Below are 23,672 nucleotides of genomic sequence, written 5' to 3' on the forward strand. Positions count from 1 at the left end.
CGAAGGCAGTGGCGTGATCGCCACTGCCTTCGTTCTTGCAGATCATCGGGTGAGCGCCCGGGGTCGGCTCAGACGGCGCCGCCGATGCCGCCCCCACCGCCGCCCGCGCCCGTCGCGGCCGTTCCCGCCACGGCCGCCGGATCGACCATCGCGCCGGTGGACTTCTTGCCCCGCCGCAGGCGCCGCTCCAGCCAGCTCGCGAACGTCGTCAGGATGAAGTTCAGCACGATGTAGATCACCGCGACGACCGTGAAGCTGGCGATGACGTTGGCTCCGTAGTAGCCGCTCATCGTGCTGACGGTCGACAGGAGCTCGGAGAACGTGAGCATGGCACCGCCGAGCGCGGTGTCCTTCACGATGACCACGATCTGGCTGACGATCGCGGGCAGCATCGCCGTGACCGACTGCGGCAGGAGCACGGACCGCATGGTCTGGCCCTTGCGCAGGCCGATGGCCTTGGCCGCCTCGCTCTGGCCCTTGGGCAGCGCCAGGATGCCCGCCCGTACGATCTCCGCGAGCACGGAGGCGTTGTACAGGACGAGACCCGTCACGACCGCGTACATGGGACGGTCATCGGAAGAGACGTCGCTGTACTTGGAGAAGGCCTCGTTGGCGAACAGCATCAGGATCAGGACCGGGATCGCGCGGAAGAACTCCACGATCGTGCCGGCCACGATGCGCACCCACAGGTGGTCCGAGAGTCGCGCGATGCCGAGGACGGCTCCCAGGGGCAGCGCGATGACCATGGAGTACGCGGCCGCCTTGAGCGTGTTCTCCAGGCCGGGCCAGATGTACGTCGTCCAGGCCCTGCTGTCCGTGAAGAAGGGCTTCCACTTCTCCCAGTCGAGCTGGCCCTTGTCGGAGAGGGCGCTGTAGACCCACCAGCCCACCAGGCCGACGGCGATCACGAAGATCACCGAGTAGATGATGTTGCGCTGCTTGGCGCGGGGGCCCGGGGCGTCGTAGAGAACGGAGTTCATCGCTTGACCGCCACTTTCTTGCTGACCCAGCCGAGGATCAGGCCGGTCGGCAGCGTGAGGCAGATGAAGCCGAACGCGAAGACGGCGGCGATCGCGATCGTCTGGGCCTCGTTCTCGATCATGCCCTTCATCAGCAGGGCCGCCTCGGCGACGCCGATCGCGGCGGCCACGGTGGTGTTCTTCGTGAGCGCGATCAGGACGTTGGCGAGCGGTGCCACCACCGAGCGGAAGGCCTGGGGGAGCACGACGAGGGTGAGGACCTGCGTGAAGCTCAGCCCGAGGGCCCGGGCGGCCTCCGCCTGGCCCACCGGCACGGTGTTGATGCCCGAGCGCAGCGCCTCACAGACGAAGGCGGCGGTGTAGGCGGTCAGACCGAGCACCGCGAGCCGGAAGTTGATGGTGGCGAAGTCCTCGGAGCCCAGGGTGACGCCCAGCGTCTGGTTCAGGCCGAGCGACGTGAACACGATGATGATGGTCAGCGGAATGTTCCGCACGACGTTGACGTAGACGGCTCCGAAGCCGCGCATCAGGGGTACGGGGCTGACGCGCATGCCCGCCAGCACGGTTCCCCATATCAGGGAGCCGACCGCTGAGAGTCCGGTGAGCTTCACCGTCTCCCAGAAGGCCCCCCACAGGTCATAGCCTTCAAGAAAGTCGAACACGTTCTCCCGCGCTTCCGCGTAGACGGACAGCTTCTGCGTAGAGGGCGAAGGGGCGCGCCGCTGTGGTGAGCGGCACGCCCCTCACGTCCTGCTTACTTGACGATGTCGCCGATCTTCGGGGCGGGCTCGTTCTTGTAGCTGGCCGGGCCGAAGTTGTCCTTCACGGCCTTCTCCCACGACCCGTCCTTGACCATCTCGGTCAGCGCGTCGTTGATCTTCTTCTTGAGGTCGGAGCCCTTCTTGACGCCGATCCCGTAGTTCTCGTTGGTCATCTTGAAGCCGCCGAGCTTGAACTTGCCCTGGAAGTTCTTCTGCGCGGCGTAACCGGCGAGGATCGAGTCGTCGGTGGTGAGCGCGTCGATGGCCTTGCTCTGCAGGCCGGTCAGGCACTGGGAGTACGCGCCGTAGTTCTGGAGCTGGGCCTTGGGCGCCAGCTTCTCCTTGACGTTCTGCGCCGAGGTCGAACCGGTCACCGAGCAGAGCTTCTTGCTGTTCAGGTCCTTCGGCGACTTGATCGACTTGTCGTCGGCGCGGACCAGGACGTCCTGGTGGGCGAGCAGGTACGGGCCGGCGAAGTCGACCTTCTCCTCGCGCTCCGGAGTGATCGAGTAGGTCGCCGCGATGAAGTCGACGTCACCGCGCTGGAGCATCGTCTCGCGGTCGGCGCTCTTGGCTTCCTTCCACTCGATGTCGTCGGCCTTGTGGCCGAGCTTCTTCGCCACGTAGGTGGCGACATCGACGTCGAAGCCCTCGTACTTGCCGTCCGGCGTCTTCTGGCCGAGGCCGGGCTGGTCGAACTTGATCCCGATGGTGATCTTGCCGCCCCCGCCGGAGCCCTTCTCGTCCTTGTCGTCGTCACCGCCACAAGCGGTGGCCGTGAGGGAGAGCGCGAGCAGAACGGAGGCTGCCGCGGTGACCTTGCGAACCTTCATGGTGAACATCCTTCGTGTCGGCGGAGGTTGGGGGAGACGCTGCCGAGCGTCATGCGTCCGATGAGGCGTCCCGCGCGCGGGAGCGCGTGCGGCGCGTCAGTGGTGCAGGATCTTCGACAGGAAGTCCTTGGCACGGTCGCTGCGCGGGTTGCTGAAGAACTGGTCCGGTGTGGCCTCTTCGACGATCCGGCCGTCCGCCATGAAGACGACGCGGTTGGCGGCCGACCGGGCGAAGCCCATCTCGTGGGTGACGACGACCATGGTCATGCCGTCACGGGCGAGCTGCTGCATCACCTCGAGGACCTCGTTGATCATCTCGGGGTCGAGCGCCGACGTGGGCTCGTCGAAGAGCATGACCTTGGGCCCCATGGCGAGCGCCCTGGCGATCGCCACACGCTGCTGCTGGCCACCGGAGAGCTGTGCCGGGTACTTGTCGGCCTGCGTGCCGACGCCGACGCGGTCGAGCAGACCGCGTGCCTTCTCCTCCGCCTCCGCCTTGGCCGTCCTGCGCACCTTGACCTGGCCCAGCATCACGTTCTCGAGCACGGTCTTGTGCGCGAAGAGGTTGAAGGACTGGAAGACCATGCCCACGTCGGCGCGGAGCCTGGCGAGCTCCTTGCCCTCCTGGGGCAGCGGCTTGCCGTCGATCGTGATCGCGCCGGAGTCGATGGTCTCCAGGCGGTTGATCGTGCGGCACAGCGTCGACTTGCCGGACCCGGAGGGCCCGATCACGACGACGACTTCGCCGCGGGCGATGGTCAGGTCGATGTCTTGGAGGACGTGCAGTGCGCCGAAGTGCTTGTTGACGTTCTTCAACACGACAAGGTCGTCCGCCGCGGGTATGGCGTCCTTGGTCACCGATACTTCGGTCACGGCTTGTTGCTCCATCCTCCTCGGGTTGGGAGGACAGTAGTAACCCGGTGCGACCAGCGTCATTACATCTGAGGGGAAATTGAGCATAACGATCCGGCCGCAACCGGACACTCCGTGTGAACGGGGCGCCCCGCGCGCGTACCGGGTGCATAACGGAACGTGTCCGTGACCCGAAGGGCCTTGACGCGGTCCTTATCCATCGGCGTGGATGCCTTGGGACGCTCGGGAGCGTCCGGCACACCGCTGGATCCGCGCGCTCGCGCGCGTAGGGCACGCCTACGACAAAGGGCGTAGCCCCCGTGCGAGCGGGAGCGGAACGATCAATGAACTGACGGTACGACTGATGAACTACGGGGGAGCCTATGGGCTGGAGGAGGGCCGCATGAGACTGCTGCTCGTCGAGGACGACGACCACGTGGCCGCCGCCTTGTCCGCGGTCCTGGCCCGGCACGGCTTCGCCGTCACCCACGCGCGCAACGGCGAGGAGGCCCTCCAGGCCCTGCTGCCGGGCGAAGCGGCCCCCTTCGGGGTGGTGCTCCTCGACCTCGGCCTGCCCGACCAGGACGGCTACGAGGTCTGCGGGAAGATCCGCAAGCGCACCCGGACCCCGGTCATCATGGTGACGGCCCGCGCCGACGTGCGCTCCCGCATCCACGGCCTGAACCTCGGAGCCGACGACTACGTGGTGAAGCCGTACGACACGGGAGAGCTCATCGCCCGCATCCACGCGGTCACCCGGCGCCCGTCCGCGGCCGAGGCCGCCGCGGCCCCCGCCGAGACGGAGCTGCGGCTCGGCAACGTACGCATCGAACTGCCCACCCGCCAGGTCAGCGTGGACGGTGCCAAGGTGCAACTGACCCGCAAGGAGTTCGACTTGCTCGCGCTGCTCGCCCAGCGGCCCGGCGTCGTCTTCCGCCGGGAGCAGATCATCAGTGAGGTGTGGCGCACCAGTTGGGAGGGCACGGGCCGCACCCTGGAGGTGCACGTCGCGTCCCTGCGGGCCAAGCTGCACATGCCCGCCCTGATCGAGACGGTGCGCGGAGTCGGGTACCGGCTCGTCGCCCCGGCGGCGTAGCGGGGTCAGGTGCGCGCACGTCTCCTGCCGCTGCTCATCGTCCTGATGGCGGGCGTCCTGCTGGCCCTCGGCTTCCCGCTCGCGGTGAGCGTGGCATCGGCTCAGCAGCAGAAGGTCGTCGTCGACCGCATCGACGACACGGCGCGCTTCGCCTCGCTCGCGCAGTTCGTCACGAAGCGGCCCGTCGGCTCGCGCATGCGCGACAAGGACGAGCGGCGCGAGACCCTCCAGAAGGAACTCGACTACTACAACGAGGTCTACGGCATCAAGGCGGGTGTCTTCTTCCGGGACACGTACCCCATGGCGCACGCTCCCGCCGCCTGGTACCTGCCGGGTCTGGGGCACCCCGTGCGCGACGCCTTCGAGGAGGCGCTGCGCTCCCGGGGGAGCCACGACCCGCCCCAGGTGTGGCCCTGGCAGGAGGGCGGGCGCATCGTCGTGGCGTCACCGGTGATCCGGGACGGCGACGTGGTCGCCGTCGTCGTCACCGACTCGCCCACCGGGCGCATGCGCGCGAAGACCCTGCACGGCTGGCTGCTGATCGTCGCGGGCGAGTCCGCGGCGATGCTCCTCGCGGTCGGCGCCGCGCTGCGCCTCACCCGCTGGATCCTGCGTCCCGTGGGCGTCCTGGACGCGACCACCCACGACATCGCGACCGGGCGCCTCGCCTCCCGGGTCGCGGCGGCCGGCGGGCCGCCGGAACTCCGGCGCCTGGCCCGTTCGTTCAACGAGATGGCCGACCACGTCGAGGACGTCCTGGAGCAGCAGCGCGCCTTCGTCGCCGACGCCTCCCACCAGCTACGCAACCCCCTGTCCGCACTCCTCCTGCGCATCGAGCTGCTCGCCCTGGAGCTGCCCGACGGCAATGCGGAGATCGCCTCGGTCCGCACCGAGGGCAAGCGTCTGGCCCAGGTCCTCGACGACCTCCTGGACCTGGCGCTCGCCGAGCACGCCGCGGCGGACCTCCGGCTCACCGACATCGGCGAGCTGGCGGCCGAGCGCGTGGCGTCCTGGCGTCCGCTCGCCGAGGAGCGGGGGGTGCGCCTGGAGGGGCACTGCCCGGCGACCACCGGCTGGGCGGACCCGATCGCCCTGTCCAGCGCCCTGGACGCGGTGATCGACAACGCCCTCAAGTTCACGCCGCGAGGGGAGCGGGTCGAGGTCCGTGTCGCCTCGACCGACGGGACGACGACGGTCGTCGTCACCGACGGCGGCCCGGGCCTCACCGACGACGAACTGGCCCGCATCGGCGACCGGTTCTGGCGCAGCAACCGGCACCAGAACGTGAAGGGCTCGGGGCTCGGCCTGTCGATCTCCCGGGCGCTGCTCGCCGCGGGCGGCGGTTCCCTGGTGTACGAGCGACACGAACCGCACGGCCTGAAGGCGACGGTCGGCGTGCCCCGGCAGGCTCCCGCGGGCGCGCCGGCGGCTAGGGCTTGACCGAGCGGTAGTAGCGCCGCGCGCCCTCGTGCAGTGCCAAGGGGTGCGTGTACAGGGCCGTCCGCAGGTCGACGAGCTGCGCGGCGTGCACACGTGCGCCGATGCGGTCCCTGCTGTCGATGACCGTACGGGTCAGGCCCTCCGTGAGCTTCGGGTCGGCGCGGTCGGTGGTCACCAGGAGGTTGGCCACCGCCAGGGTGCGCACGGACGCGTTCTGCTGGGCGTCCGGATAGGCGTCGGCGGGCATGACGGCGGCACGGTAGTAGCGCGACTCGCGCCCCTGCCGGTGCAGGGCGTCGACGAGGTCGCCGAGCGGCACGAGGCGGATGCTGAGGCGCTCCGAGAGCTGCTGCACGGAGGTCGTGGGCAGCCCGCCGGACCAGAAGAAGGCGTCGATCTTGCCGCGCCGCAGCAGCTCGGGCGCGGTGTCTATGCCGGAGGGCAGCGCCGTGAGGTCCTTGTCCAGGTCGATCCCGGCAGCCTGGAGGACGCGGTCGGCGATCAGACGCACCCCGGAGTGCGGCTGTCCGACGGCGACCTTCTTTCCGCGCAGGTCACGCGCCGTCGTGATGTCGGACGAGCGGCGCACGACGATGTGCACGTAGTCGTCGTACAGCCGGGCGCAGCCCCGCAGCCGGTCCGCGCCGGGCCCGCCGTCCAGGCGGTACCTCTCCACGGCGTCGGCCGCCGCGATGGTGAAGTCGGCCTTCCCGGTGGCCACCCGCTGCACGTTCTGCAGCGATCCCTGGCTGTTCAGGAGGTTGATGGAGACGTCCGGCATGTCCTTGGCGGCGGCACCGCGGAGCAGGTTTCCGTACGTCTCGTAGACGGCGCCTTTGACGCCCGTGCTGAAGCTCATCCGCCCCTTGGGTGACCCGTCGCCCACCGGGAGCAGCCACCACAGGAGCAGCCCGAACACCACGAGACCGGCGGCCGAGCCCTGGAGGGCGCGTCGTCGGGTGAGGTGGGGCAGGGCCGCGAACATGGGCGCGATCCTGCCATTTCCTTCGCTGTGGTGACCAGGGGCTGGGCTGAGGTGCCGCCCTCTTCGGGCAGGGCGCCCTAGCGCACCACGGCCCGCGCCAGCAGCTGCTGGAGCGTGTCCTGCTCCTGGTCCGAGAGGGGGCTCAGGGGTGACTCCGTGGCGAGCGACGCCATCAGGCGCTCGCGCAGCGCGGTGCCCTCGGGGGTGAGGACGAGCTGCTTGGCGCGGCGGTCGCTGGGGTGGGGGCGACGCTCGACGAGCCCTTGCTCCTCAAGCCGGTCGGAGACGAACGTGGCGTTGGACGGCTCGCAGCTCATCCGCTGCGCCAGCTCGCGCAGGGTCATGGGCCCGGTCAGCTCGCGCAGCGCGACGGCCTGCGGCGCGGTCAGGCCGAGGGCGGTGGCGTGCTCGCGCACATGCGTCTCGATGCGCCGGGCGAGGGCGTTCACGAGCCCGCAGACGCGCCAGTCGGCCGCGGGGAGGCTCTGGTGGCCCTGATCCGCCTCGGAGGCCGTCCGGTCCGTCTCCGAGCCCTTCTGGCCCCTCTCCGGCCCCTTCTGGTCCGTCTCCGGACCCCTCCGGTCCCTCTCCGGGCTCGCGGCCGCCGTACGGCCCGCCTGGCCGCGTTCCTGAGCGTTCCCGCGTGTGTTCGCCATGGCCCCCAGCCTACTCACTCCGTACAACTTCAATAGTTGCAACTCGAATGGTTCTAGCTCTAACGTTTCTGTCGGTGCGGCGGCGCGACGGCCGTGCCGCCGGCTGAACCGACTGCCCTGGAGGGGCCATGCCCACGTCTGAGAACACCGCTGAGAACGCCGCTGAGAACACTGCCGAGGCGCCCGCCGAAGCCGATGAGCGGCTTCGCAGGCCCGCCCGCACCCGCACGTTCCAGCTCGGCGAACTGCGCGTCAGCTATGTGGCCGACGGCGCCGTGGGCCTCAAGCCCCGCGGCTGGCTGCCCGCGGCGACCGAGAGCGACTGGGTGGCGTACGCCGACCACCTGGACGAGCGCGGGCACCTCGTCGCGAGCGTGGGCGCGCTGCTCGTCGAGCACGGCGACCGCGCCCTGCTGATCGATGCCGGATTCGGCCCGCGGACCTCGCCCGACGACCCGGGCAACCCCCTCATAGGCGCCCTGCGCAGTGGTCGGCTCCTCGGCGGCCTCGACCGGCTGGGCCGCGCCCCCGAAGCGATCGAGGCGGTCGCCTTCACGCATCTGCACGGCGACCACCTCGGATGGGCCTGGAACCCCGCCCCGGGCAGCTCCGAGCCCGCCTTCACGCGCGCCGCCTACCTCTTCGGAGAGCCCGAGTGGGAGCAGCGCCACCTGGCCGCGAGCCACGGCGCGACCGAGGAGGTCCTGGCCGTCCTCGCGCCCAAGGTGCGCAGGCTCACGGACGGCGAGGAGGTCTTCCCGGGCGTACGCGCCCTCGTGCGGCCGGGACACACGGTGGGCCACGTGACCTACGAGATCACCTCGGGCGGCGAGCGGCTCCTGGCCTTCGGCGACGCGATGCACTCGCCGGTCCAGGTCACCCACCCGGAGTGGTCGGCGGCCGTCGACCACGACCCCGGCGTCGCGGCCGAGTACCGCCACTGGCTCGTGGGCGAGCTGACCGAGCCCGGCACGCTGGGCTTCGGCATCCACTTCGCGGACGTGGTGTTCGGCCGGGCGGAGCGGGACTCCCAGGGGCGCACGGTCTGGGCACCCCTGCCCTGAAAGCCCGCTGCCCGGTCCCCGACGGAACGGCCCGGGATCAGCTCTTGCGGGCCACACCCGCGTACATGGCCACCTCGTCCGGCAGCGCCCCCGGGTCGCCGTCGGCCCCCTCCGGGCGCCAGCGCGAGCACGAGACCACGCCGGGCTCCAGCAGGTCGAGGCCGTCGAAGAACCGGGCCACCCGGTCGGGCGTGCGCTGCGTCAGCTTCGGAGTGCCGTGCTCGTTCCAGAAGGCCACCGCCGCGTCCACGTCCGGCATCGACGGGCTGGTGATCGTGTGCGAAAGGACCAGATGGCTCCCGGCGGGCAGGGCGTCCACGAGGCGGCGTACGAGACCGTAGGCCTCCTTGTCGTCGTCGATGAAAATCACGACCCCCAGGAGCATCAATGCGACCGGCTGACTGAAGTCCAGGGTGCGCGCCGCGTGCTTCAGGACGCTCTCGACATCCCTCATGTCGGCGTCCAGATAGTCGGTGCGCCCCTCCGGGGAGCTGGTCAGCAGAGCGCGCGCGTGCGTGAGGACCAGCGGATCGTTGTCTACGTAGACGATGCGTGACTCCGGGGCGATGCGCTGGGCCACCTCGTGCGTGTTGTCGGCCGTCGGCAGGCCGGTGCCGATGTCGAGGAACTGGCGCACCCCGCGGTCGGTCACCAGGTGGCGTACCGCACGACCCAGGAACAGCCGGTCCGCGCGCGCGTAGTCACCGATCCCGGGGTGCAGCTCGCGGATGCGGTCGCCTGCCTCGCGGTCGACGGCGTAGTTGTCCTTGCCGCCGAGCCAGTAGTTCCAGATCCGTGCCGTGTGCGGCTGCGCGGTGTTGATCCGGCTCCGTACGGCGTCGGCGGCGTCCTTGAGGGACGGGTCCTGGGCGCTCCGTGGAGCCTCAGGGGAGGGGTTCCCGGTCACGTGATCGCCTCCTGGCGCGAGGGGTGGGCCGGTGCGGGTGTCAACACGCAATCTAGCGGGGTCAGTTGGGTGCTCCGGCCCGGACCGCCACAAGGGCTCGCCCGGCCCGCTCCCAGGAGAGCCGCCCCGAGCCGCTGCCCCCGCCGGACCGGGGCCGCGCGGCCGCTCCGCACGGTGTACTGATCCAAGCCCTTACCCTGGACGGGTGAGCGGTGACGACGTGGCTGGTGGAGCAGTGGACGGATTGAAGACCTACGAGGTGCGCACCTACGGGTGCCAGATGAACGTCCACGATTCCGAGCGCCTGTCCGGGCTCCTGGAGGGCGCGGGGTACGTGCGCGCCCCCGAAGGGTCCGACGGAGACGCCGACGTCGTGGTCTTCAACACGTGCGCGGTGCGTGAGAACGCCGACAACCGTCTGTACGGCAACCTCGGCCGCCTCGCCCCGAGGAAGGTCTCGCGCCCCGGCATGCAGATCGCCGTCGGCGGCTGCCTGGCGCAGAAGGACCGGGACACCATCGTCAAGAAGGCCCCCTGGGTCGACGTCGTCTTCGGCACGCACAACATCGGCAAGCTGCCGGTCCTCCTGGAGCGCGCCCGCGTCCAGGAAGAGGCGCAGATCGAGATCGCCGAGTCCCTGGAGGCGTTCCCCTCGACGCTGCCCACGCGGCGCGAGAGCGCGTACGCGGCATGGGTGTCGATTTCCGTGGGCTGCAACAACACCTGCACCTTCTGCATCGTGCCCGCCCTGCGCGGCAAGGAGAAGGACCGCAGGACCGGCGACATCCTCGCCGAGATCGAGGCCCTCGTCGCCGAGGGCGTCTCCGAGATCACGCTCCTCGGGCAGAACGTCAACGCGTACGGCTCCGACATCGGCGACCGCGAGGCCTTCAGCAAGCTCCTGCGCGCCTGCGGCGCGATCGAGGGCCTGGAGCGGGTCCGCTTCACCTCGCCGCACCCGCGCGACTTCACGGACGACGTGATCGCCGCGATGGCCGAGACGCCGAACGTGATGCCCCAGCTCCACATGCCGCTGCAGTCCGGCTCGGACCCCGTCCTGAAGGCGATGCGCCGCTCCTACCGCCAGGAGCGCTACCTGGGCATCATCGAGAAGGTCCGCGCCGCCATCCCGCACGCGGCCATCACCACGGACATCATCGTGGGCTTCCCCGGGGAGACCGAGGAGGACTTCGAGCAGACCCTCCACGTGGTCCGCGAGGCCCGCTTCGCCCAGGCCTTCACCTTCCAGTACTCCAAGCGGCCCGGCACCCCCGCGGCCGAGATGGAGGGCCAGATCCCCAAGGAGGTCGTACAGGCGCGCTACGAGCGTCTGGTGGCCCTCCAGGAGGAGATCTCCTGGGACGAGAACAAGAAGCAGGTCGGCCGCACCCTGGAGCTCATGGTCGCCGAGGGCGAGGGCCGCAAGGACGGTGCCACGCACCGCCTCTCCGGCCGCGCCCCCGACAACCGCCTGGTCCACTTCACCAAGCCGGACACCGAGGTGCGCCCCGGTGACGTGGTGACCGTCGAGGTGACGTACGCGGCGCCGCACCACCTGCTCGCCGAGGGCCCCGTCCTCGACGTGCGCCGCACGCGCGCGGGCGACGCCTGGGAGAAGCGCAACGCCGCCGAGGCCGCGAAGCCGGCCGGCGTACTGCTCGGCCTCCCCACGGTGGGCGTCCCGGAGCCCCTGCCGGTGGCGACGGGCGGCTGCGCCTGCGACTGACGGACCGGAACCGGGCGTCCTGGCCCGCTGTCGGCTGCCAGATGCCCGTCGGGCGTCGGCCGCCGGGCGTCCGGTCCCCGACCGCCGTACGTCCCCGCTGACCGCGCTCCCCCCTGTCAGCGGGGAGCGTTACGCTGCGGATCATGCTTGTCGCCGCTGCCGTCTGCCCCTGCCCGCCGCTGCTCGTGCCCGAGGTCGCCGCGGGCGCCGCCCCCGAGCTGGAGGCCGCGCGCGCGGCCTGCTCGGACGCGATCGCCGTCCTCGCGGCCTCCCGGCCGGACCTCCTGGTGGTCGTCGGCCCCGCCGAACAGAGCGGCCGCGGCCCCCACGCGCAAGGAGCTCCCGGATCGTTCCGCGGATTCGGCGTGGACCTCGACGTCACGCTCGGTGACGCGCCTGCCGGGCAGAGCGGTACGGCACCGGAGCACGGGCTCCCGACGTCCCTGGCCGTCGCCGGATGGCTGCTCGGCCGTACGGAGTGGTCGGCCGCGCCCGTGGAGGGCCTCGGCGTGGGGGAACCTCTCGCGCCCGAGCGGTGTATCCAGAGCGGGGAGGGCATTGCCGCCCGTGCCGACCGGGTGGCGATGCTGGTGATGGGCGACTCCAGTGCCTGCCGCACGCTGAAGGCGCCCGGCTATCTCGACCACCGGGCGGAGGGCTTCGACGCGCACGTCGCCGAGGCGCTCGGCGCGGCGGACGTGGCAGCTCTCAAGTCCCTGGACACCGAGTTGGCGTACGAGCTGAAGGCCGCGGGCCGCGCTCCCTGGCAGGTGCTCGCGGGCGCCGCCGAGGGCGCGGACCTGCAGGGCGCCCTGCTCTTCGACGACGCGCCGTACGGCGTGGGCTATCTGGTGGCGACCTGGTCCTAGGCGCCGCCGCGCCCGGCGCGGACGCCGTGGCCTGGCCCTGGACGGCGGCTCGGCGGCGGCCCGGCTGAGGCCGGGTCCTAGGTGGTCCGGCGACGGCCAGGCTCCTGGCGAGCCGCCCTGCCCGCGCACGCCGACGGCCGTGAAGCTGAGCGCGCTTCACGGCCGTCCGTCGGTGTGCTCACGAGGCCGACGGGGGTGACGGCGACGACGGGGGAGTCGTGCCGTCCCCCGTGCCCTTGCCGTCCTGGCTCCCGGCGAGGCGATCCAGGGCGTCCTTCGCCTTGCCCGTCCCCGTCTGGATCTTGTCGCTGTACTTGCCCTTGGTCTTGCTGTCGACCACCTTCGCGGCCTTGTCCAGGCCATGGTCGATCTTGTCCCCGTGCTGCTGCGCGAGGCCGGAGACCTTGTCCTTCGCGGGGGCGAGCTTGGCTTTCAGATTCTGCAGGAAGCCCATGATTCACCTTCCCTCACTGGGAGTCACTTACGGGCGCCCTCACCGGCCTCGTTGTCGGCCGCCTCCTGGGCGGACTGCTGCTTGGGGATCTCCACGTTCTCCGCGGCGGCCGCCTCGGTGGCCTCCGCCTGGTCGCCCGTGTCGTCCTTGCCGCCCTCGGCCTCGGCCTCGCCCTTCGCCTCGCTCGTGGCATCGTCCTCGGCGGCCGCCTCGTTCTCGGCGGTCTCCGTGGCATCGGAAGACTCGGTGGCACCCTCCGGCTCCGCCGTGAGCGTCGCCGCCGCTGCCTCCTCAGTCGACGCCTCGGACTTCTTGCGGCGGAAACGTGAAAAAACACCCATTACTACTCCATACGTTACTCGTGTGGGCGAAATCCCGTGCCGCCCGGTGCGTCCGATTGCGTCGCCCGGGTTACCGGCCTCGAAACCGGCGGCCGGGACCTCGCAACAGGCAACGACCCCGCGGCCGTGCCGTCACGTAGCTCGTTCGGGCAGTCGCGGCGTGATTTGCGAGACTGGGGCGGTGAGTAGTGCAGCCCCCGCACCGCGGGTCATCGCCGTCGTCGGGCCCACCGCGGCCGGAAAGTCCGATCTGGGAGTCTTCCTTGCGCAGCACCTTGGCGGCGAAGTCGTCAACGCCGACTCGATGCAGCTGTACCGAGGGATGGACATCGGTACCGCCAAGCTGACGCCCGCCGAGCGCGACGGCGTCCCGCATCACCTCCTGGACATCTGGGACGTCACCGAGGCGGCGAGCGTCGCCGAGTACCAGAAGCTGGCGCGCGCCGAGATCGACCGGCTGCTCGCCGACGGCCGCTGGCCGATCCTCGTCGGCGGCTCCGGCCTGTACGTCAGGGGGGCCGTGGATCACCTGGACTTCCCCGGTACCGACCCCGAGGTCCGCGCCCGCCTGGAGGCGGAGCTCGAGCTGCACGGCCCCGGCGCGCTGCATGCCCGGCTCGCCGCCGCCGACCCCGACGCGGCCCGGGCGATCCTGCCCGGCAACGGCCGCCGGATCGTGCGCGCCCTGGAGGTCATCGAGATCACGGGGAAGCCCTTCACCGCCAACCTGCCCAGCCACGAGTCCGTGTACGACACCGTGCAGATCGGCGTCGACGTGGGCCGGCCCGAGCTGGACGAACGCATCACCGTGCGCGTGGACCGCATGTGGGAGGCGGGACTCGTCGACGAGGTGCGCACACTGGAGGCGCAAGGGCTGCGGGAGGGGCGCACGGCGTCCCGCGCGCTCGGGTACCAGCAGGTCCTCGCGGCGCTCGCAGGGGAGTGCACCGAGGAAGAGGCGCGCACCGAAACCGTACGCGCCACCAAGCGCTTCGCGCGCCGTCAGGACTCGTGGTTCCGCCGGGACCCCCGTGTGCACTGGCTCAGCGGGGCGGCCGCCGACCGGGGGGAACTCCCCGGGCGAGCAATGGCGTTGGTCGAACGAGCGGTCACAGCCTGATCACGTGATGGCATCGGGACGCTCCGCCGGTCATCGTGGCACCTGACGCCGTGCCATCATCGACCATCGATCGACCAGTGGAGTCCGAAGTGGGAGGGCGCGTGGCGATGGAGGCCGGCCCTCGTGACACCGCACATGACGGCGAGCGGCACACCGCACAGGACGGGGCGCGGCTCAGCCCGGACGGCCCGGACGACCAGGACGTGACCGTGGGTGGCGTGACCGACGACGGACCCTCCGAGGCGGAGCTCGCCGTGGAGCCCGAGGTCGAGGTCGAACTGCGCCCCCAGCGCAGACTGCGCATCTGGCAGCTCGCCCCGATCGTGATCCTCGCCGCCGTCGGTTCGCTGATGTTCGCCTTCCCGCTGGCCTTCGAGTTCGGCGACGGCGGTGCCGTGGTCGCCATGCTCGGGCTGCTCATCAGCTCCTGCGCGGCGGGCTGGGGCATGATGGCCGCCCGCCGCGTCGGCTACACCTGGCCGGGCCTGCCGGAGCGCGGCTCGGGGCGGCGCCCGGACTGGCGGGTGGTCTCCGCGTACACCCTGGTCGTCGCCACCGCCGCCGTCCTCGCGGTGTGGCGGGTGGCCCGGCTCCGCTGAGCCGGACGCCGCACGGGACCGCTCTCCCGCCGGTGTCGTACCCACCCCGTACGATCGAGGAATGAGCACGCCGATCGCCTTCCTCAAGGGGCACGGGACCGAGAACGACTTCGTGATCGTCCCGGACGCCGACAACACCATCGAGCTGTCCCCGGCCGCCGTCGCCGCCCTGTGCGACCGGCGCGCGGGCATCGGTGGCGACGGCCTGCTGCACGTCGTGCGCTCCGCCGCGCACCCGGACGCCCGGCATCTGGCCGCCGAGGCCGAGTGGTTCATGGACTACCGCAACGCGGACGGCTCGATCGTCGAGATGTGCGGCAACGGCGTGCGCGTGTTCGCGCGCTACCTCCAGCGCGCCGGGCTCGTCGGCGAGGGCGACCTGGCCGTGGCCACCCGGGGCGGCGTGAAGCGCGTGCACATCGCCAAGCCCGCGACCCCCGGCGGCCCGGACGGGGACGTCACCGTCGCCATGGGCAAGGCCGTGCTCCCCGAAGGCGATGTCGCGGTCTCCGTGGCCGACCGCCACTGGCCCGCTCGCAACGTGAACATGGGCAACCCCCACGCCGTCGCCTTCGTGTCCGACCTGGCGCACGCGGGCGATCTCTACTCCCCGCCGCCGTTCACCCCGGCCACCGCGTACCCGGACGGGGTGAACGTGGAGTTCGTGGTCGACCGCGCCCCCCGCCACGTCGCCATGCGCGTGCACGAGCGCGGCGTCGGCGAGACCCGCTCGTGCGGCACGGGCGCGTGCGCCGTCGCCGTCGCCGCGGCCCGCAGGGACGGCCTGGACCCCGCGGAGACCGGCACCCCGGTGACGTACACCGTGGACGTGCTCGGCGGCAGCCTGGTGATCACCGAGCGGCCGGACGGCGAGATCGAGATGACGGGCGCTGCCGTGATCGTCGCCGAGGGCGAGATCGACCCGGAGTGGCTGGCCTCGGTGACGAACTGAGGGTGACGCGACGGGAGCGCCGTTGACCGCGCGGAGCCCATCGGCCTTCCGCGCGCGTGGCGGCCCCCTGGAGCCTCTGGGGGCTGCGAGGCCAGCCAGGCCGCGCCCGGCCTCTCCCGGCCCGCAGCGGAGCGTCAGGGCGCCGTCTCTGCGCCACGTGGCCGCACCCAGACCGCCCAACCGCTTCCGGTGCCGCCGGGCGCCCGTATGCCGAGCGAAACAGTCGAAACGGGAGCCTGCGCCGTCACGATGGGGCTCCCCCGTGTCGAATCAGTACTCGTCCCAGTCGAATCATCACTCGAAACAGCACTCCACAGAACTGTCGCTCGAATGGGTGATCCGTTTCACGCTCGGCGAGAGCGGGTCAGCACCGCGTGGTGGGCTCGGTAGCATCAAGCACCGGCCCGGACGGAGCAGGCTGCCGTTCGTACACCGCCGGTCGGAGCTGCCGGAGGTGCCCATGAGTGCGGAGGCGACGAATCCCGCGACGCCCGGCCCCACGACGCCCCCGGGCCCGACCCCGGCGACAGCGGGATCCACGGGCCAGCGGCGCCGCGCCCGCCCCCGGCTCGACCTGCGCAGACTCGGCTGGGCCGCGCTCCTCGGCACCGCCGCGCGCGGCCGCGTCCCGGACGCGATCAGCCATGTCGCCGAGGCCCACCGCGGCCACCACCCGGACGCCGACCTGGAGCCGCTCCGCCGCGCCTACGTCCTCGCGGAGTCCTCGCACCGCGGCCAGACGCGCAAGAGCGGCGAGCCGTACATCACCCACCCGCTCGCCGTCACCCTGATCCTGGCCCAACTGGGCGCCGAGACGACCACCCTGACTGCCTCCCTGCTCCACGACACGGTCGAGGACACGGACGTGACGCTCGATCAGGTGCGCACCGAGTTCGGCGAGGACGTGTGCTATCTGGTCGACGGCGTCACCAAACTGGAAAAGGTCGACTACGGAGCGGCCGCCGAGCCCGAGACGTTCCGCAAGATGCTCGTGGCCACCGGCAACGACGTGCGTGTGATGTCGATCAAACTCGCCGACCGGCTGCACAACATGCGCACCCTCGGAGTGATGCGCCCCGAGAAACAGGCGCGCATCGCCAAGGTCACCCGTGACGTCCTCATCCCGCTCGCCGAGCGGCTCGGCGTGCAGGCCCTGAAGACCGAGCTCGAGGACCTGGTCTTCGCGATCCTCCACCCCGAGGAGTACGCCGCGGTCGAAGGCCTCATCGCGGCGAAGAACGCCGACGGCCCCGACCCCCTCGCGGACATCGCCGAAGAGGTACGCGGCGTGCTGCGCGAGGCGGGCATCGCGGCGGAAGTGCTCATCAGGCCGCGCCACTTCGTCTCCGTGCACCGCGTGCACCGCAAACGCGGCGGACTGCGCCCCGCCGACTTCGGACGCCTGCTCGTCCTCGTCGCCGAGGACGCCGACTGCTACGGGGTGCTCGGCGAACTGCACACCTGCTTCACGCCGGTCGTGGCGGAGTTCAAGGACTTCATCGCCGTACCGAAGTTCAACCTCTACCAGTCGTTGCACACGGCCGTCGCGCGCTCCGACGGCGAGGTCGCCGAAGTCCTCATCCGCACCCACAAGATGCACCGCGTCGCCGAGGCGGGCGTCGTCGCCCTGCGCAGCCCGTACGCGCCCCCTGTGGAGGAGCAGCCCGTCGACGGCGAGCGCGCCGACCCCACCCGGCCCGGCTGGCTCTCGCGCCTCCTCGAATGGCAGCAGGCCGCGCCCGACCCCGACACGTTCTGGTCCACCCTGCGCGAGGACCTGGCGCAGGACCGCGAGATCGCCGTCTTCCGCCCCGACGGCGGCACCCTCGGGCTGCCCGCGGGCGCGAGCTGCGTCGACGCCGCGTACGCCCAGTACGGCGAGGACGCCCACGCCTGCATCGGCGCGCGCGTGAACGGCCGCCTCGCGACGCTCAGCACGGTCCTGCGGGACGGCGACTCGGTCCAGCTCCTCATGGGGCAGGACCCGTCCTCCGGGCCCTCGCGCGAGTGGCTCGACCACGCGCGGACGCCTGCCGCGCGGATCGCCATCCGGCGCTGGCTCGCCTCGCACCCGACCCCGGCCCCCAGCCAGCCCGCGCCGGCGGACCTGCCCCCGGCGACGGCCGCTGCCGCCCCCCGGCCGCCGTTCCCGGCGGCCCTGCGCCCGGCCGCCGCGAACGTCGTCGTCGACCGGGAGGGCGCCACCGTGCGCCTCGCGGGCTGTTGTACGCCGGTACCGCCCGACGAGGTCACGGGTTTCGCGGTACGCGGCGGCGTGGTCACTGTCCACCGCGTCAGCTGCCCCGCGGTGGCGCGCATGAAGGGCGTGGGGCGCCCGGAGGTGGGTGTGCGCTGGGGCGACAGCGCCGAGTGCCGGGTCACGCTCATCGCCGAGTCGTTCGGCAGGCCGCACCTCCTCGCCGACCTCACCGAAGCCATCGCCCTGGAGGGCGCCGCCATCATCTCGGCGACCGTGGAGCCCCCCAGCCAGCAGCGCGTCCGCCACACGTACACCCTGCAACTCCCGGACGCCGCCCACCTGCTCGACCTGATGCGCGCGATGCGGAACGTACCCGGCGTGTACGACGTGAGCAGGGCGCAGCACCGGGCCGCGGCGACGTCCTAGGCGACGTCCTAGAGGGGGCGTGGCGAGGCCAGAAAGGGAGAAGGGTCGCAGTGACGCTGATGGCGGCGCCCGATCCGCGCGCCGCGCCCCTGTGAACTCCGATCCGCTCGCCCGGCCGCGTCGCTGAGGCATCCGGCCACCCCCGCCCCGACTCGTTCGAGTGGCCCGGCGCGCGTCATCACGGCGCGGAAGGCGTGCGCTGATAGCGGTAGTTCATGCTGCTCACCCCCCGCCCCAAGGCCACCGGGACCAAGGCCGTGCGGCCCAAGTCCGTCCGCGTCGCCCTCGCCCTCCTCGCGACCGCCGCCTCCACCGCCCTGCTCGCCGCGAGCGTCCCGCAGCCCGCCGCACCGCTCGGCATCGGCGACCGGCTCTTCCCGCACCTCGGCAACCCGGGATACGACGTCCTGGAGTACGACATCGCCTTCACGTACAAGGGCGACAACACCAAGCCGCTCGACACCGTCACGAAGATCGACGCCCGTGCGACCGCCCGGCTGGAGCGGATCAACCTCGACTTCTCCCAGGGCAAGGTCCGTTCCGTCGACGTCAACGGCATGCCCGCCACTTTCGACAGCAGCGGTGAAGACCTCGTCATCACCCCCCACGCGCGCGTGGAGCGCGGTCAGCGCATGCAGGTCACCGTCCACCACACGAGCCACCCGGTCGGCGGCAAGGAGGAGGGCGGCTGGGTGCGCACCGCCGACGGTCTCGCCATGGCCAACCAGGCCGACGCCGCGCACCGCGTCTTCCCCTGCAACGACCACCCCGCCGACAAGGCACAGTTCACCTTCCGCGTCACCGCCCCCAAGGCGCTCACCGCCGTCGCCAACGGCCTCCCGGTGGCCACGGAGCGCGCCGGGGCCACCACCACGTGGGCGTACCGCACCGAACACCCCATGGCCACCGAGCTGGCGCAGGTCTCCATCGGCCGCTCCACGGTGCTGCACCGCACCGGCCCGCGCGGCCTCCCCGTACGCGACGTCGTACCGACCAAGGGCCACAAGAAGCTGGAACGGTGGCTCAAGAAGACGCCCGGCCAGATCGCGTGGCTGGAGGGCAAGGTCGGCCGCTACCCGTTCGAGAACTACGGGGTGCTCGTCGCCGACGCCCAGACCGGCTTCGCGCTGGAGACGCAGACGCTCTCGCTCTTCGAGAAGCAGCTGTTCACCCGGCCGGAGTTCCCGGAGTGGTACGTGGACACGATCATGGTCCACGAGCTGGCGCACCAGTGGTTCGGCGACAGCGTCAGCCCGCGCACCTGGTCCGACCTGTGGCTCAACGAAGGGCACGCCACCTGGTACGAGGCCTTGTACGGCGAGGAGAAGTCGGGGCACAAGCTGCGCACGCGGATGCGCGAGGCCTACCGGTACTCGGATCAGTGGCGCGCCGCCGGCGGCCCGCCCGCCGCGCCCAAGGCGCCCAAGCCGGGGGAGAAGATCAGCCTCTTCCGGCCCGTGGTGTACGACGGCAGTGCGCTCGTGCTCTACGCGCTGCGCCAGGAGATCGGACGGTCCGCCTTCGAGAGCGTGGAGCGCGCCTGGGTGCGTGCCCACCGCGACGGGAACGCGACCACCGCCGACTTCACGCGCTTGGCCTCCCACGTCTCGGGCCGGGACCTGCGCGAGTTCTTCGCGGCCTGGCTGTACGGCACCAAGACGCCGCCGATGCCGGGGCACCCGGACTGGACGTCGGAGGCACCCGGCAAGAAGCAGCCCGGTCGGGCGGGCGGCGACCGGGGAGCCGTGGGGCACGCCCACCACTGATCAAGGTTCCGAGCCGCCTGGGCTGCCGCGTTTTGCCAGGTGACGAACCTGGCAATAACCCAGGTGACGAGACGGGCCGTCCCGTGCAACCATCTTCAGGTCGACGGCGCGGCCCGTCCGGGACATCCCCTCGGGGAGATCTCAGGGGCGGTTCCGTCCGGTCCGGGGAATCCCGGGGCGGTCGTGTGCGTTGTCGAAGGTGACGGGTGGCGCCGTCACTGGCGAGGCGCTGCCGCACCCAGGGTGCGGCAGGGGGCGGTCGACGTCCCCGAGAGGCCCCGCACCGGATTCCCATCGACGTAAAGGACCCAATGACCTCCTCTTCTTCCCCTTCCCAGGACGCACAGAGCTTCGTGCAGAACTACCCCGAAGGTCTTCGGGCCGATGCCCTGATGGAAGAGGACGTCGCCTGGAGCCACGAGATCGACGGAGCCCGGGACGGCGAGCAGTTCGACCGTGCCGAGCGCGCGGCGCTGCGCCGCGTAGCGGGCCTCTCCACCGAGCTCGAGGACGTCACCGAAGTCGAGTACCGCCAGCTCCGTCTGGAGCGCGTGGTCCTCGTCGGCGTCTGGACCTCCGGGACGGTTCAGGACGCGGAGAACTCCCTCGCCGAGCTGGCCGCCCTCGCGGAGACGGCGGGCGCGCTCGTCCTCGACGGCGTCGTGCAGCGCCGCGACAAGCCGGACCCGGCCACGTACATCGGCTCCGGCAAGGCCTTGGAGCTGCGGGACATCGTCCTCGAAACCGGCGCCGACACGGTCGTCTGCGACGGTGAGCTGAGCCCCGGCCAGCTGATCCACCTCGAAGACGTCGTCAAGGTCAAGGTGATCGACAGGACCGCCCTGATCCTCGACATCTTCGCCCAGCACGCCAAGTCCCGAGAGGGCAAGGCCCAGGTCGCCCTGGCCCAGATGCAGTACATGCTGCCGAGGCTGCGCGGCTGGGGTCAGTCGCTGTCCCGGCAGATGGGCGGCGGCAAGGGCGGCGGTCTCGCCACCCGTGGCCCCGGTGAGACCAAGATCGAGACGGACCGGCGACGGATCCGCGAGAAGATGGCGAAGATGCGCCGTGAGATCGCGGAGATGAAGACGGGCCGCGAGATCAAGCGCCAGGAGCGCAAGCGCAACAAGGTGCCCTCGGTCGCCATCGCCGGGTATACGAACGCGGGCAAGTCCTCCCTGCTCAACCGCCTCACGGGCGCGGGCGTCCTGGTGGAGAACTCGCTGTTCGCCACCCTCGACCCGACCGTCCGGAGGGCGGAAACGCCGAGCGGCCGCCTGTACACCCTGGCGGACACGGTCGGTTTTGTCCGGCACCTGCCGCACCACCTGGTGGAGGCGTTCCGCTCCACGATGGAGGAGGTCGGCGAGTCCGACCTGATCCTCCACGTGGTCGACGGCTCGCACCCCGCCCCCGAGGAGCAGCTCGCCGCCGTGCGCGAGGTGATCCGCGAGGTCGGCGCGACGGACGTCCCCGAGATCGTGGTGATCAACAAGGCGGACGCCGCCGATCCGCTGACCGTCCAGCGGCTGCTGCGCACGCAGCGGCACGCGATCGCGGTCTCCGCGCGCACCGGCGCGGGCATCGAAGAGCTGCTCGCGCTCATCGACGCCGAGCTGCCGCGGCCCGAGGTCGAGATCGAGGCCCTCGTGCCGTACACCCACGGCAAGCTCGTCGCCCGCGCACACGCCGATGGGGAGGTGCTCTCCGAGGAGCACACCGCCGAGGGCACGCTGCTCAAGGCCCGGGTGCACGAGGAGCTGGCGGCGGAGCTGGCACCGTTCGTCCCTGCAACGCACTGACGCGGGCGCAGCCCGCACACGCAGAAGGCGGAGGCCCCGCCCCCTCACCAGGGGGGCGGGGCCTCCGCCGTGCCGGGCGGCTACGGGCGGCTGCCGGGCGGCGCTGCTCGGGCCGGGGCGGTCACGGGGCCTTGCGGAGCGAGGCACCATTCACGGCATGCCCGCAGCGCTGAGCCTATGCATCTCCGCGCTGGATCCGTGCATGCCCGCAGCGCTGAGCCTCTGCATCCCCGCACCGAACCCATGCGTTCCGGCACTGAACCCATGCGGGGTCACTGCGCCCCGTACTTCTCGCTCATCATGTCGAAGACCTGCTTGGCGCCGGAGCCCAGCTGCGGGCCGGCCAGCCAGGTGTTCTCCGCCGGGCCGATCGAGGTGTTGGACACCAGCTTGGTCTCGCCGCCGTCCGCCCTGCGGAACCAGCCACCGCCGGACGAGCCACCGGTCATCGTGCAGCCGATGCGGTACATCGTCGGCTGCGCCGGGTCCAGCGACAGACGGCCCGGCTTGCCGATGCACTTGTGCATGGTCAGGCCGTTGAACGGGGGCGCGGCCGGGTAGCCCCAGGCGCCCATGGAGCCCACGCTCTGCGCGGACGGAGTCGAGAAGTCGACATCCAGCGCGTTGCCGACCGTCTCCTCCAGGGACTTGCTGCCCTGCTGCGGCTTCACGTGCAGCACGGCGTAGTCGTGCGGAGCACCGGCACCGCCCGACGCGGCGCCCTGGTCGATCCACTCACCGGAGGTCGACACCCAGTCCGCCCACCACTGGCCGTACGGGGAGACCTCCTGCGGGGCGGCGTTGCTCAGCTCGGCCTCGGACTTGCCCAGGTCGTTGTAGGCGGGCACGAAGGTGATGTTGCGGTACCAGCCGCCCTTCGAACCGGCGTGCACGCAGTGGCCCGCGGTCCACACGAGGTTGGACTTGCCCGGGTTGCGCGGGTCCTTCACGACCGTGCCCGAGCAGACCATCGAGCCCTCGGGGGAGTCGAAGAAGATCTTCCCGACGGGCGCGGCGTGCTCGTGGTACGGCGTCTTCTCGGGCTGTGCCCGGACGGGTTCGGGCTCGGGGTCGGTCGCGCCCTGGTCGGCGGCCGCGTCCTTCGCCGCGATCGTCTTGTTCGGGTCCTTGGCCTTGCGCATGCGCTCGGGCTTCCACAGGCCGTCTATGACCGGGTTGACGAAGTCCTTGGCCTCGCGCAGCCAGTCGTCCTTGCTCCAGTCCTTCCAGGCGCCGTCCTTCCACTTGTCCGGATCGATGCCGTGCTCCTTGAGCCGGTCGGTGAGGTCGGCGGGGAGCCCGCCGCCGCCCGAGTCGGACCCGTTGTCGGCACCCTGCGAGGTGCCGGAGTCGGCCTTGTCGCTCGCCTTGTCGTCGCCCGGCCCGCAGGCCGTGGCGGTGAGCGCCAGGGCCGCGGCGAGCCCGGTGACGGCGAGCGCGGTACGACGACCGCGGCCGCGCGCGAAGGGCGCACGATTGGAACGCATGGAGCTGTAACCCCCGTAGGAACGTGTGTTTGCCATGTGCGTGTCAGGCGTGGGCGCGGAGTCCGCCGCCCGGGCCGACGTGGCCTCCCACTATGCCTGTGCAGTTGGGGACGAACGGCGGCGAGCCCGTGAAGGTTTTCGCCGCCCCGTCGGTGCACGCCTACGTACGTCTACGTACGGGCGCGTACGCCGACATCCGGATGCGGACGCGTACAAAGATGGATCTCTGGGGCGCGTGGCGCGGATGAGCGCCGTGCCCGAGCGGCCGTGCGCTCTGTGCGGGCACGGGCTCCATCGAGCGTCGCGGCGCGGTGGGTTCCCTCTCACGAGCGAACCCACCGCGCCGCGCGCACTTC

The 23,672-nt window shown here is 71.4% G+C and carries 21 protein-coding genes; 11 read left to right on the plus strand and 10 right to left on the minus strand.

Annotated features, from left to right (window positions below):
- Nucleotides 1-68: 68 nt before the first annotated feature.
- From CP982_RS30545 to CP982_RS30560, 4 genes are all read right to left on the minus strand, one after another.
- Nucleotides 69-980 carry an amino acid ABC transporter permease gene (locus CP982_RS30545; RefSeq protein ID WP_150513406.1) on the minus strand — a complete coding sequence of 304 codons (912 nt, stop codon included), beginning with the start codon at nucleotides 978-980 and terminating at the stop codon, nucleotides 69-71.
- The gene (locus CP982_RS30550; protein ID WP_150513407.1) at nucleotides 977-1,642 is read right to left on the minus strand and encodes an amino acid ABC transporter permease; all 666 of its coding nucleotides are present in this window, start codon (nucleotides 1,640-1,642) and stop codon (nucleotides 977-979) included. Before CP982_RS30550 ends, CP982_RS30545 begins: the two co-directional genes overlap by 4 nt.
- Before the next feature lie 92 nt (nucleotides 1,643-1,734).
- Nucleotides 1,735-2,574, minus strand: coding sequence for a glutamate ABC transporter substrate-binding protein (locus CP982_RS30555; RefSeq protein WP_150513408.1), 840 nt, complete (start codon nucleotides 2,572-2,574; stop codon nucleotides 1,735-1,737).
- 96 nt (nucleotides 2,575-2,670) lie between these two features.
- The gene (locus CP982_RS30560; RefSeq protein WP_030680539.1) at nucleotides 2,671-3,447 is read right to left on the minus strand and encodes an amino acid ABC transporter ATP-binding protein; all 777 of its coding nucleotides are present in this window, start codon (nucleotides 3,445-3,447) and stop codon (nucleotides 2,671-2,673) included.
- Nucleotides 3,448-3,829: 382 nt separating this feature from the next.
- Between CP982_RS30560 and CP982_RS30565 the strand changes: the two genes are divergently transcribed.
- The gene (locus tag CP982_RS30565) at nucleotides 3,830-4,522 is read left to right on the plus strand and encodes a response regulator transcription factor (RefSeq protein ID WP_150513409.1); all 693 of its coding nucleotides are present in this window, start codon (nucleotides 3,830-3,832) and stop codon (nucleotides 4,520-4,522) included.
- Nucleotides 4,523-4,531: 9 nt separating this feature from the next.
- A complete protein-coding gene (locus tag CP982_RS30570; protein WP_150513410.1) occupies nucleotides 4,532-5,962 on the plus strand; it encodes a sensor histidine kinase in 1,431 nt (476 codons plus the stop codon).
- On the opposite strand, the gene CP982_RS30575 is transcribed toward CP982_RS30570, so the two are convergent.
- Together CP982_RS30575 and CP982_RS42175 are read right to left on the minus strand one after the other, a co-directional pair.
- Nucleotides 5,952-6,947 (minus strand): TAXI family TRAP transporter solute-binding subunit, encoded by a 996-nt coding sequence (locus tag CP982_RS30575; protein WP_150513411.1) that lies wholly within the window; start codon nucleotides 6,945-6,947, stop codon nucleotides 5,952-5,954. The two genes, CP982_RS30570 and CP982_RS30575, sit on opposite strands and share 11 nt — an antisense overlap.
- Before the next feature lie 77 nt (nucleotides 6,948-7,024).
- Nucleotides 7,025-7,396, minus strand: coding sequence for a MarR family winged helix-turn-helix transcriptional regulator (locus tag CP982_RS42175; RefSeq protein WP_212669233.1), 372 nt, complete (start codon nucleotides 7,394-7,396; stop codon nucleotides 7,025-7,027).
- A 335-nt stretch (nucleotides 7,397-7,731) separates the two neighbouring features.
- Between CP982_RS42175 and CP982_RS30585 the strand changes: the two genes are divergently transcribed.
- Nucleotides 7,732-8,667, plus strand: a complete 936-nt coding sequence (locus CP982_RS30585; RefSeq protein ID WP_150513413.1) for an MBL fold metallo-hydrolase — start codon at nucleotides 7,732-7,734, stop codon at nucleotides 8,665-8,667.
- A gap of 37 nt (nucleotides 8,668-8,704) precedes the next feature.
- Here CP982_RS30585 and CP982_RS30590 read toward each other — a convergent pair whose 3' ends face one another.
- Entirely contained in the window at nucleotides 8,705-9,490 is a 786-nt protein-coding gene (locus CP982_RS30590) for an SAM-dependent methyltransferase (RefSeq protein WP_150515780.1), read from the minus strand.
- Nucleotides 9,491-9,794: 304 nt separating this feature from the next.
- Between CP982_RS30590 and miaB the strand changes: the two genes are divergently transcribed.
- Together miaB and CP982_RS30600 are read left to right on the plus strand one after the other, a co-directional pair.
- Nucleotides 9,795-11,300, plus strand: a complete 1,506-nt coding sequence (miaB, locus tag CP982_RS30595; protein ID WP_372503527.1) for a tRNA (N6-isopentenyl adenosine(37)-C2)-methylthiotransferase MiaB — start codon at nucleotides 9,795-9,797, stop codon at nucleotides 11,298-11,300.
- Between the two features lie 143 nt (nucleotides 11,301-11,443).
- Nucleotides 11,444-12,169, plus strand: coding sequence for a class III extradiol dioxygenase subunit B-like domain-containing protein (locus CP982_RS30600; RefSeq protein WP_150513414.1), 726 nt, complete (start codon nucleotides 11,444-11,446; stop codon nucleotides 12,167-12,169).
- A gap of 178 nt (nucleotides 12,170-12,347) precedes the next feature.
- Here CP982_RS30600 and CP982_RS30605 read toward each other — a convergent pair whose 3' ends face one another.
- Both CP982_RS30605 and CP982_RS30610 read right to left on the minus strand, forming a co-directional pair.
- Nucleotides 12,348-12,623 (minus strand): antitoxin, encoded by a 276-nt coding sequence (locus CP982_RS30605; protein WP_150513415.1) that lies wholly within the window; start codon nucleotides 12,621-12,623, stop codon nucleotides 12,348-12,350.
- A 23-nt stretch (nucleotides 12,624-12,646) separates the two neighbouring features.
- Nucleotides 12,647-12,964, minus strand: a complete 318-nt coding sequence (locus CP982_RS30610) for a hypothetical protein (RefSeq protein ID WP_150513416.1) — start codon at nucleotides 12,962-12,964, stop codon at nucleotides 12,647-12,649.
- Nucleotides 12,965-13,145: 181 nt separating this feature from the next.
- On the opposite strand from CP982_RS30610, the gene miaA reads away from it, so the two are divergent.
- From miaA to hflX, 6 genes are all read left to right on the plus strand, one after another.
- Nucleotides 13,146-14,084 carry a tRNA (adenosine(37)-N6)-dimethylallyltransferase MiaA gene (gene miaA / locus CP982_RS30615; RefSeq protein ID WP_150513417.1) on the plus strand — a complete coding sequence of 313 codons (939 nt, stop codon included), beginning with the start codon at nucleotides 13,146-13,148 and terminating at the stop codon, nucleotides 14,082-14,084.
- 107 nt (nucleotides 14,085-14,191) lie between these two features.
- On the plus strand, nucleotides 14,192-14,683 hold the full coding sequence (locus CP982_RS30620; RefSeq protein ID WP_150515782.1) for a hypothetical protein: 492 nt from the start codon (nucleotides 14,192-14,194) through the stop codon (nucleotides 14,681-14,683).
- 61 nt (nucleotides 14,684-14,744) lie between these two features.
- Nucleotides 14,745-15,635: a diaminopimelate epimerase gene (dapF, locus tag CP982_RS30625; protein WP_150513418.1), complete on the plus strand. Its 891-nt coding sequence runs from the start codon at nucleotides 14,745-14,747 to the stop codon at nucleotides 15,633-15,635.
- 460 nt (nucleotides 15,636-16,095) lie between these two features.
- Nucleotides 16,096-18,261: a RelA/SpoT family protein gene (locus tag CP982_RS30630; protein ID WP_150513419.1), complete on the plus strand. Its 2,166-nt coding sequence runs from the start codon at nucleotides 16,096-16,098 to the stop codon at nucleotides 18,259-18,261.
- 215 nt (nucleotides 18,262-18,476) lie between these two features.
- Nucleotides 18,477-20,027: a M1 family metallopeptidase gene (locus CP982_RS30635; RefSeq protein WP_150513420.1), complete on the plus strand. Its 1,551-nt coding sequence runs from the start codon at nucleotides 18,477-18,479 to the stop codon at nucleotides 20,025-20,027.
- Between the two features lie 311 nt (nucleotides 20,028-20,338).
- Entirely contained in the window at nucleotides 20,339-21,829 is a 1,491-nt protein-coding gene (gene hflX, locus CP982_RS30640; RefSeq protein ID WP_150513421.1) for a GTPase HflX, read from the plus strand.
- A gap of 272 nt (nucleotides 21,830-22,101) precedes the next feature.
- Here hflX and CP982_RS30645 read toward each other — a convergent pair whose 3' ends face one another.
- Nucleotides 22,102-23,316, minus strand: coding sequence for a trypsin-like serine peptidase (locus CP982_RS30645; RefSeq protein ID WP_150513422.1), 1,215 nt, complete (start codon nucleotides 23,314-23,316; stop codon nucleotides 22,102-22,104).
- Nucleotides 23,317-23,672 lie beyond the last annotated feature (356 nt).

Origin of the sequence: Streptomyces spectabilis (assembly GCF_008704795.1) — a bacterium.
Taxonomy (GTDB): domain Bacteria; phylum Actinomycetota; class Actinomycetes; order Streptomycetales; family Streptomycetaceae; genus Streptomyces; species Streptomyces spectabilis.

Coding starts and splice junctions, on each gene's coding strand:
- CP982_RS30545 (WP_150513406.1), bottom strand. CDS start 980: ATGAACTCCGTTCTCTACGACGCCCCGGGCCCCCGCGCCAAGCAGCGC.
- CP982_RS30555 (WP_150513408.1), bottom strand. CDS start 2,574: ATGAAGGTTCGCAAGGTCACCGCGGCAGCCTCCGTTCTGCTCGCGCTC.
- CP982_RS30565 (WP_150513409.1), top strand. CDS start 3,830: ATGAGACTGCTGCTCGTCGAGGACGACGACCACGTGGCCGCCGCCTTG.
- CP982_RS30575 (WP_150513411.1), bottom strand. CDS start 6,947: ATGTTCGCGGCCCTGCCCCACCTCACCCGACGACGCGCCCTCCAGGGC.
- CP982_RS30585 (WP_150513413.1), top strand. CDS start 7,732: ATGCCCACGTCTGAGAACACCGCTGAGAACGCCGCTGAGAACACTGCC.
- CP982_RS30600 (WP_150513414.1), top strand. CDS start 11,444: ATGCTTGTCGCCGCTGCCGTCTGCCCCTGCCCGCCGCTGCTCGTGCCC.
- CP982_RS30605 (WP_150513415.1), bottom strand. CDS start 12,623: ATGGGCTTCCTGCAGAATCTGAAAGCCAAGCTCGCCCCCGCGAAGGAC.
- CP982_RS30610 (WP_150513416.1), bottom strand. CDS start 12,964: ATGGGTGTTTTTTCACGTTTCCGCCGCAAGAAGTCCGAGGCGTCGACT.
- CP982_RS30620 (WP_150515782.1), top strand. CDS start 14,192: ATGGAGGCCGGCCCTCGTGACACCGCACATGACGGCGAGCGGCACACC.
- dapF (WP_150513418.1), top strand. CDS start 14,745: ATGAGCACGCCGATCGCCTTCCTCAAGGGGCACGGGACCGAGAACGAC.
- CP982_RS30630 (WP_150513419.1), top strand. CDS start 16,096: ATGAGTGCGGAGGCGACGAATCCCGCGACGCCCGGCCCCACGACGCCC.
- CP982_RS30635 (WP_150513420.1), top strand. CDS start 18,477: ATGCTGCTCACCCCCCGCCCCAAGGCCACCGGGACCAAGGCCGTGCGG.
- hflX (WP_150513421.1), top strand. CDS start 20,339: ATGACCTCCTCTTCTTCCCCTTCCCAGGACGCACAGAGCTTCGTGCAG.
- CP982_RS30645 (WP_150513422.1), bottom strand. CDS start 23,316: ATGCGTTCCAATCGTGCGCCCTTCGCGCGCGGCCGCGGTCGTCGTACC.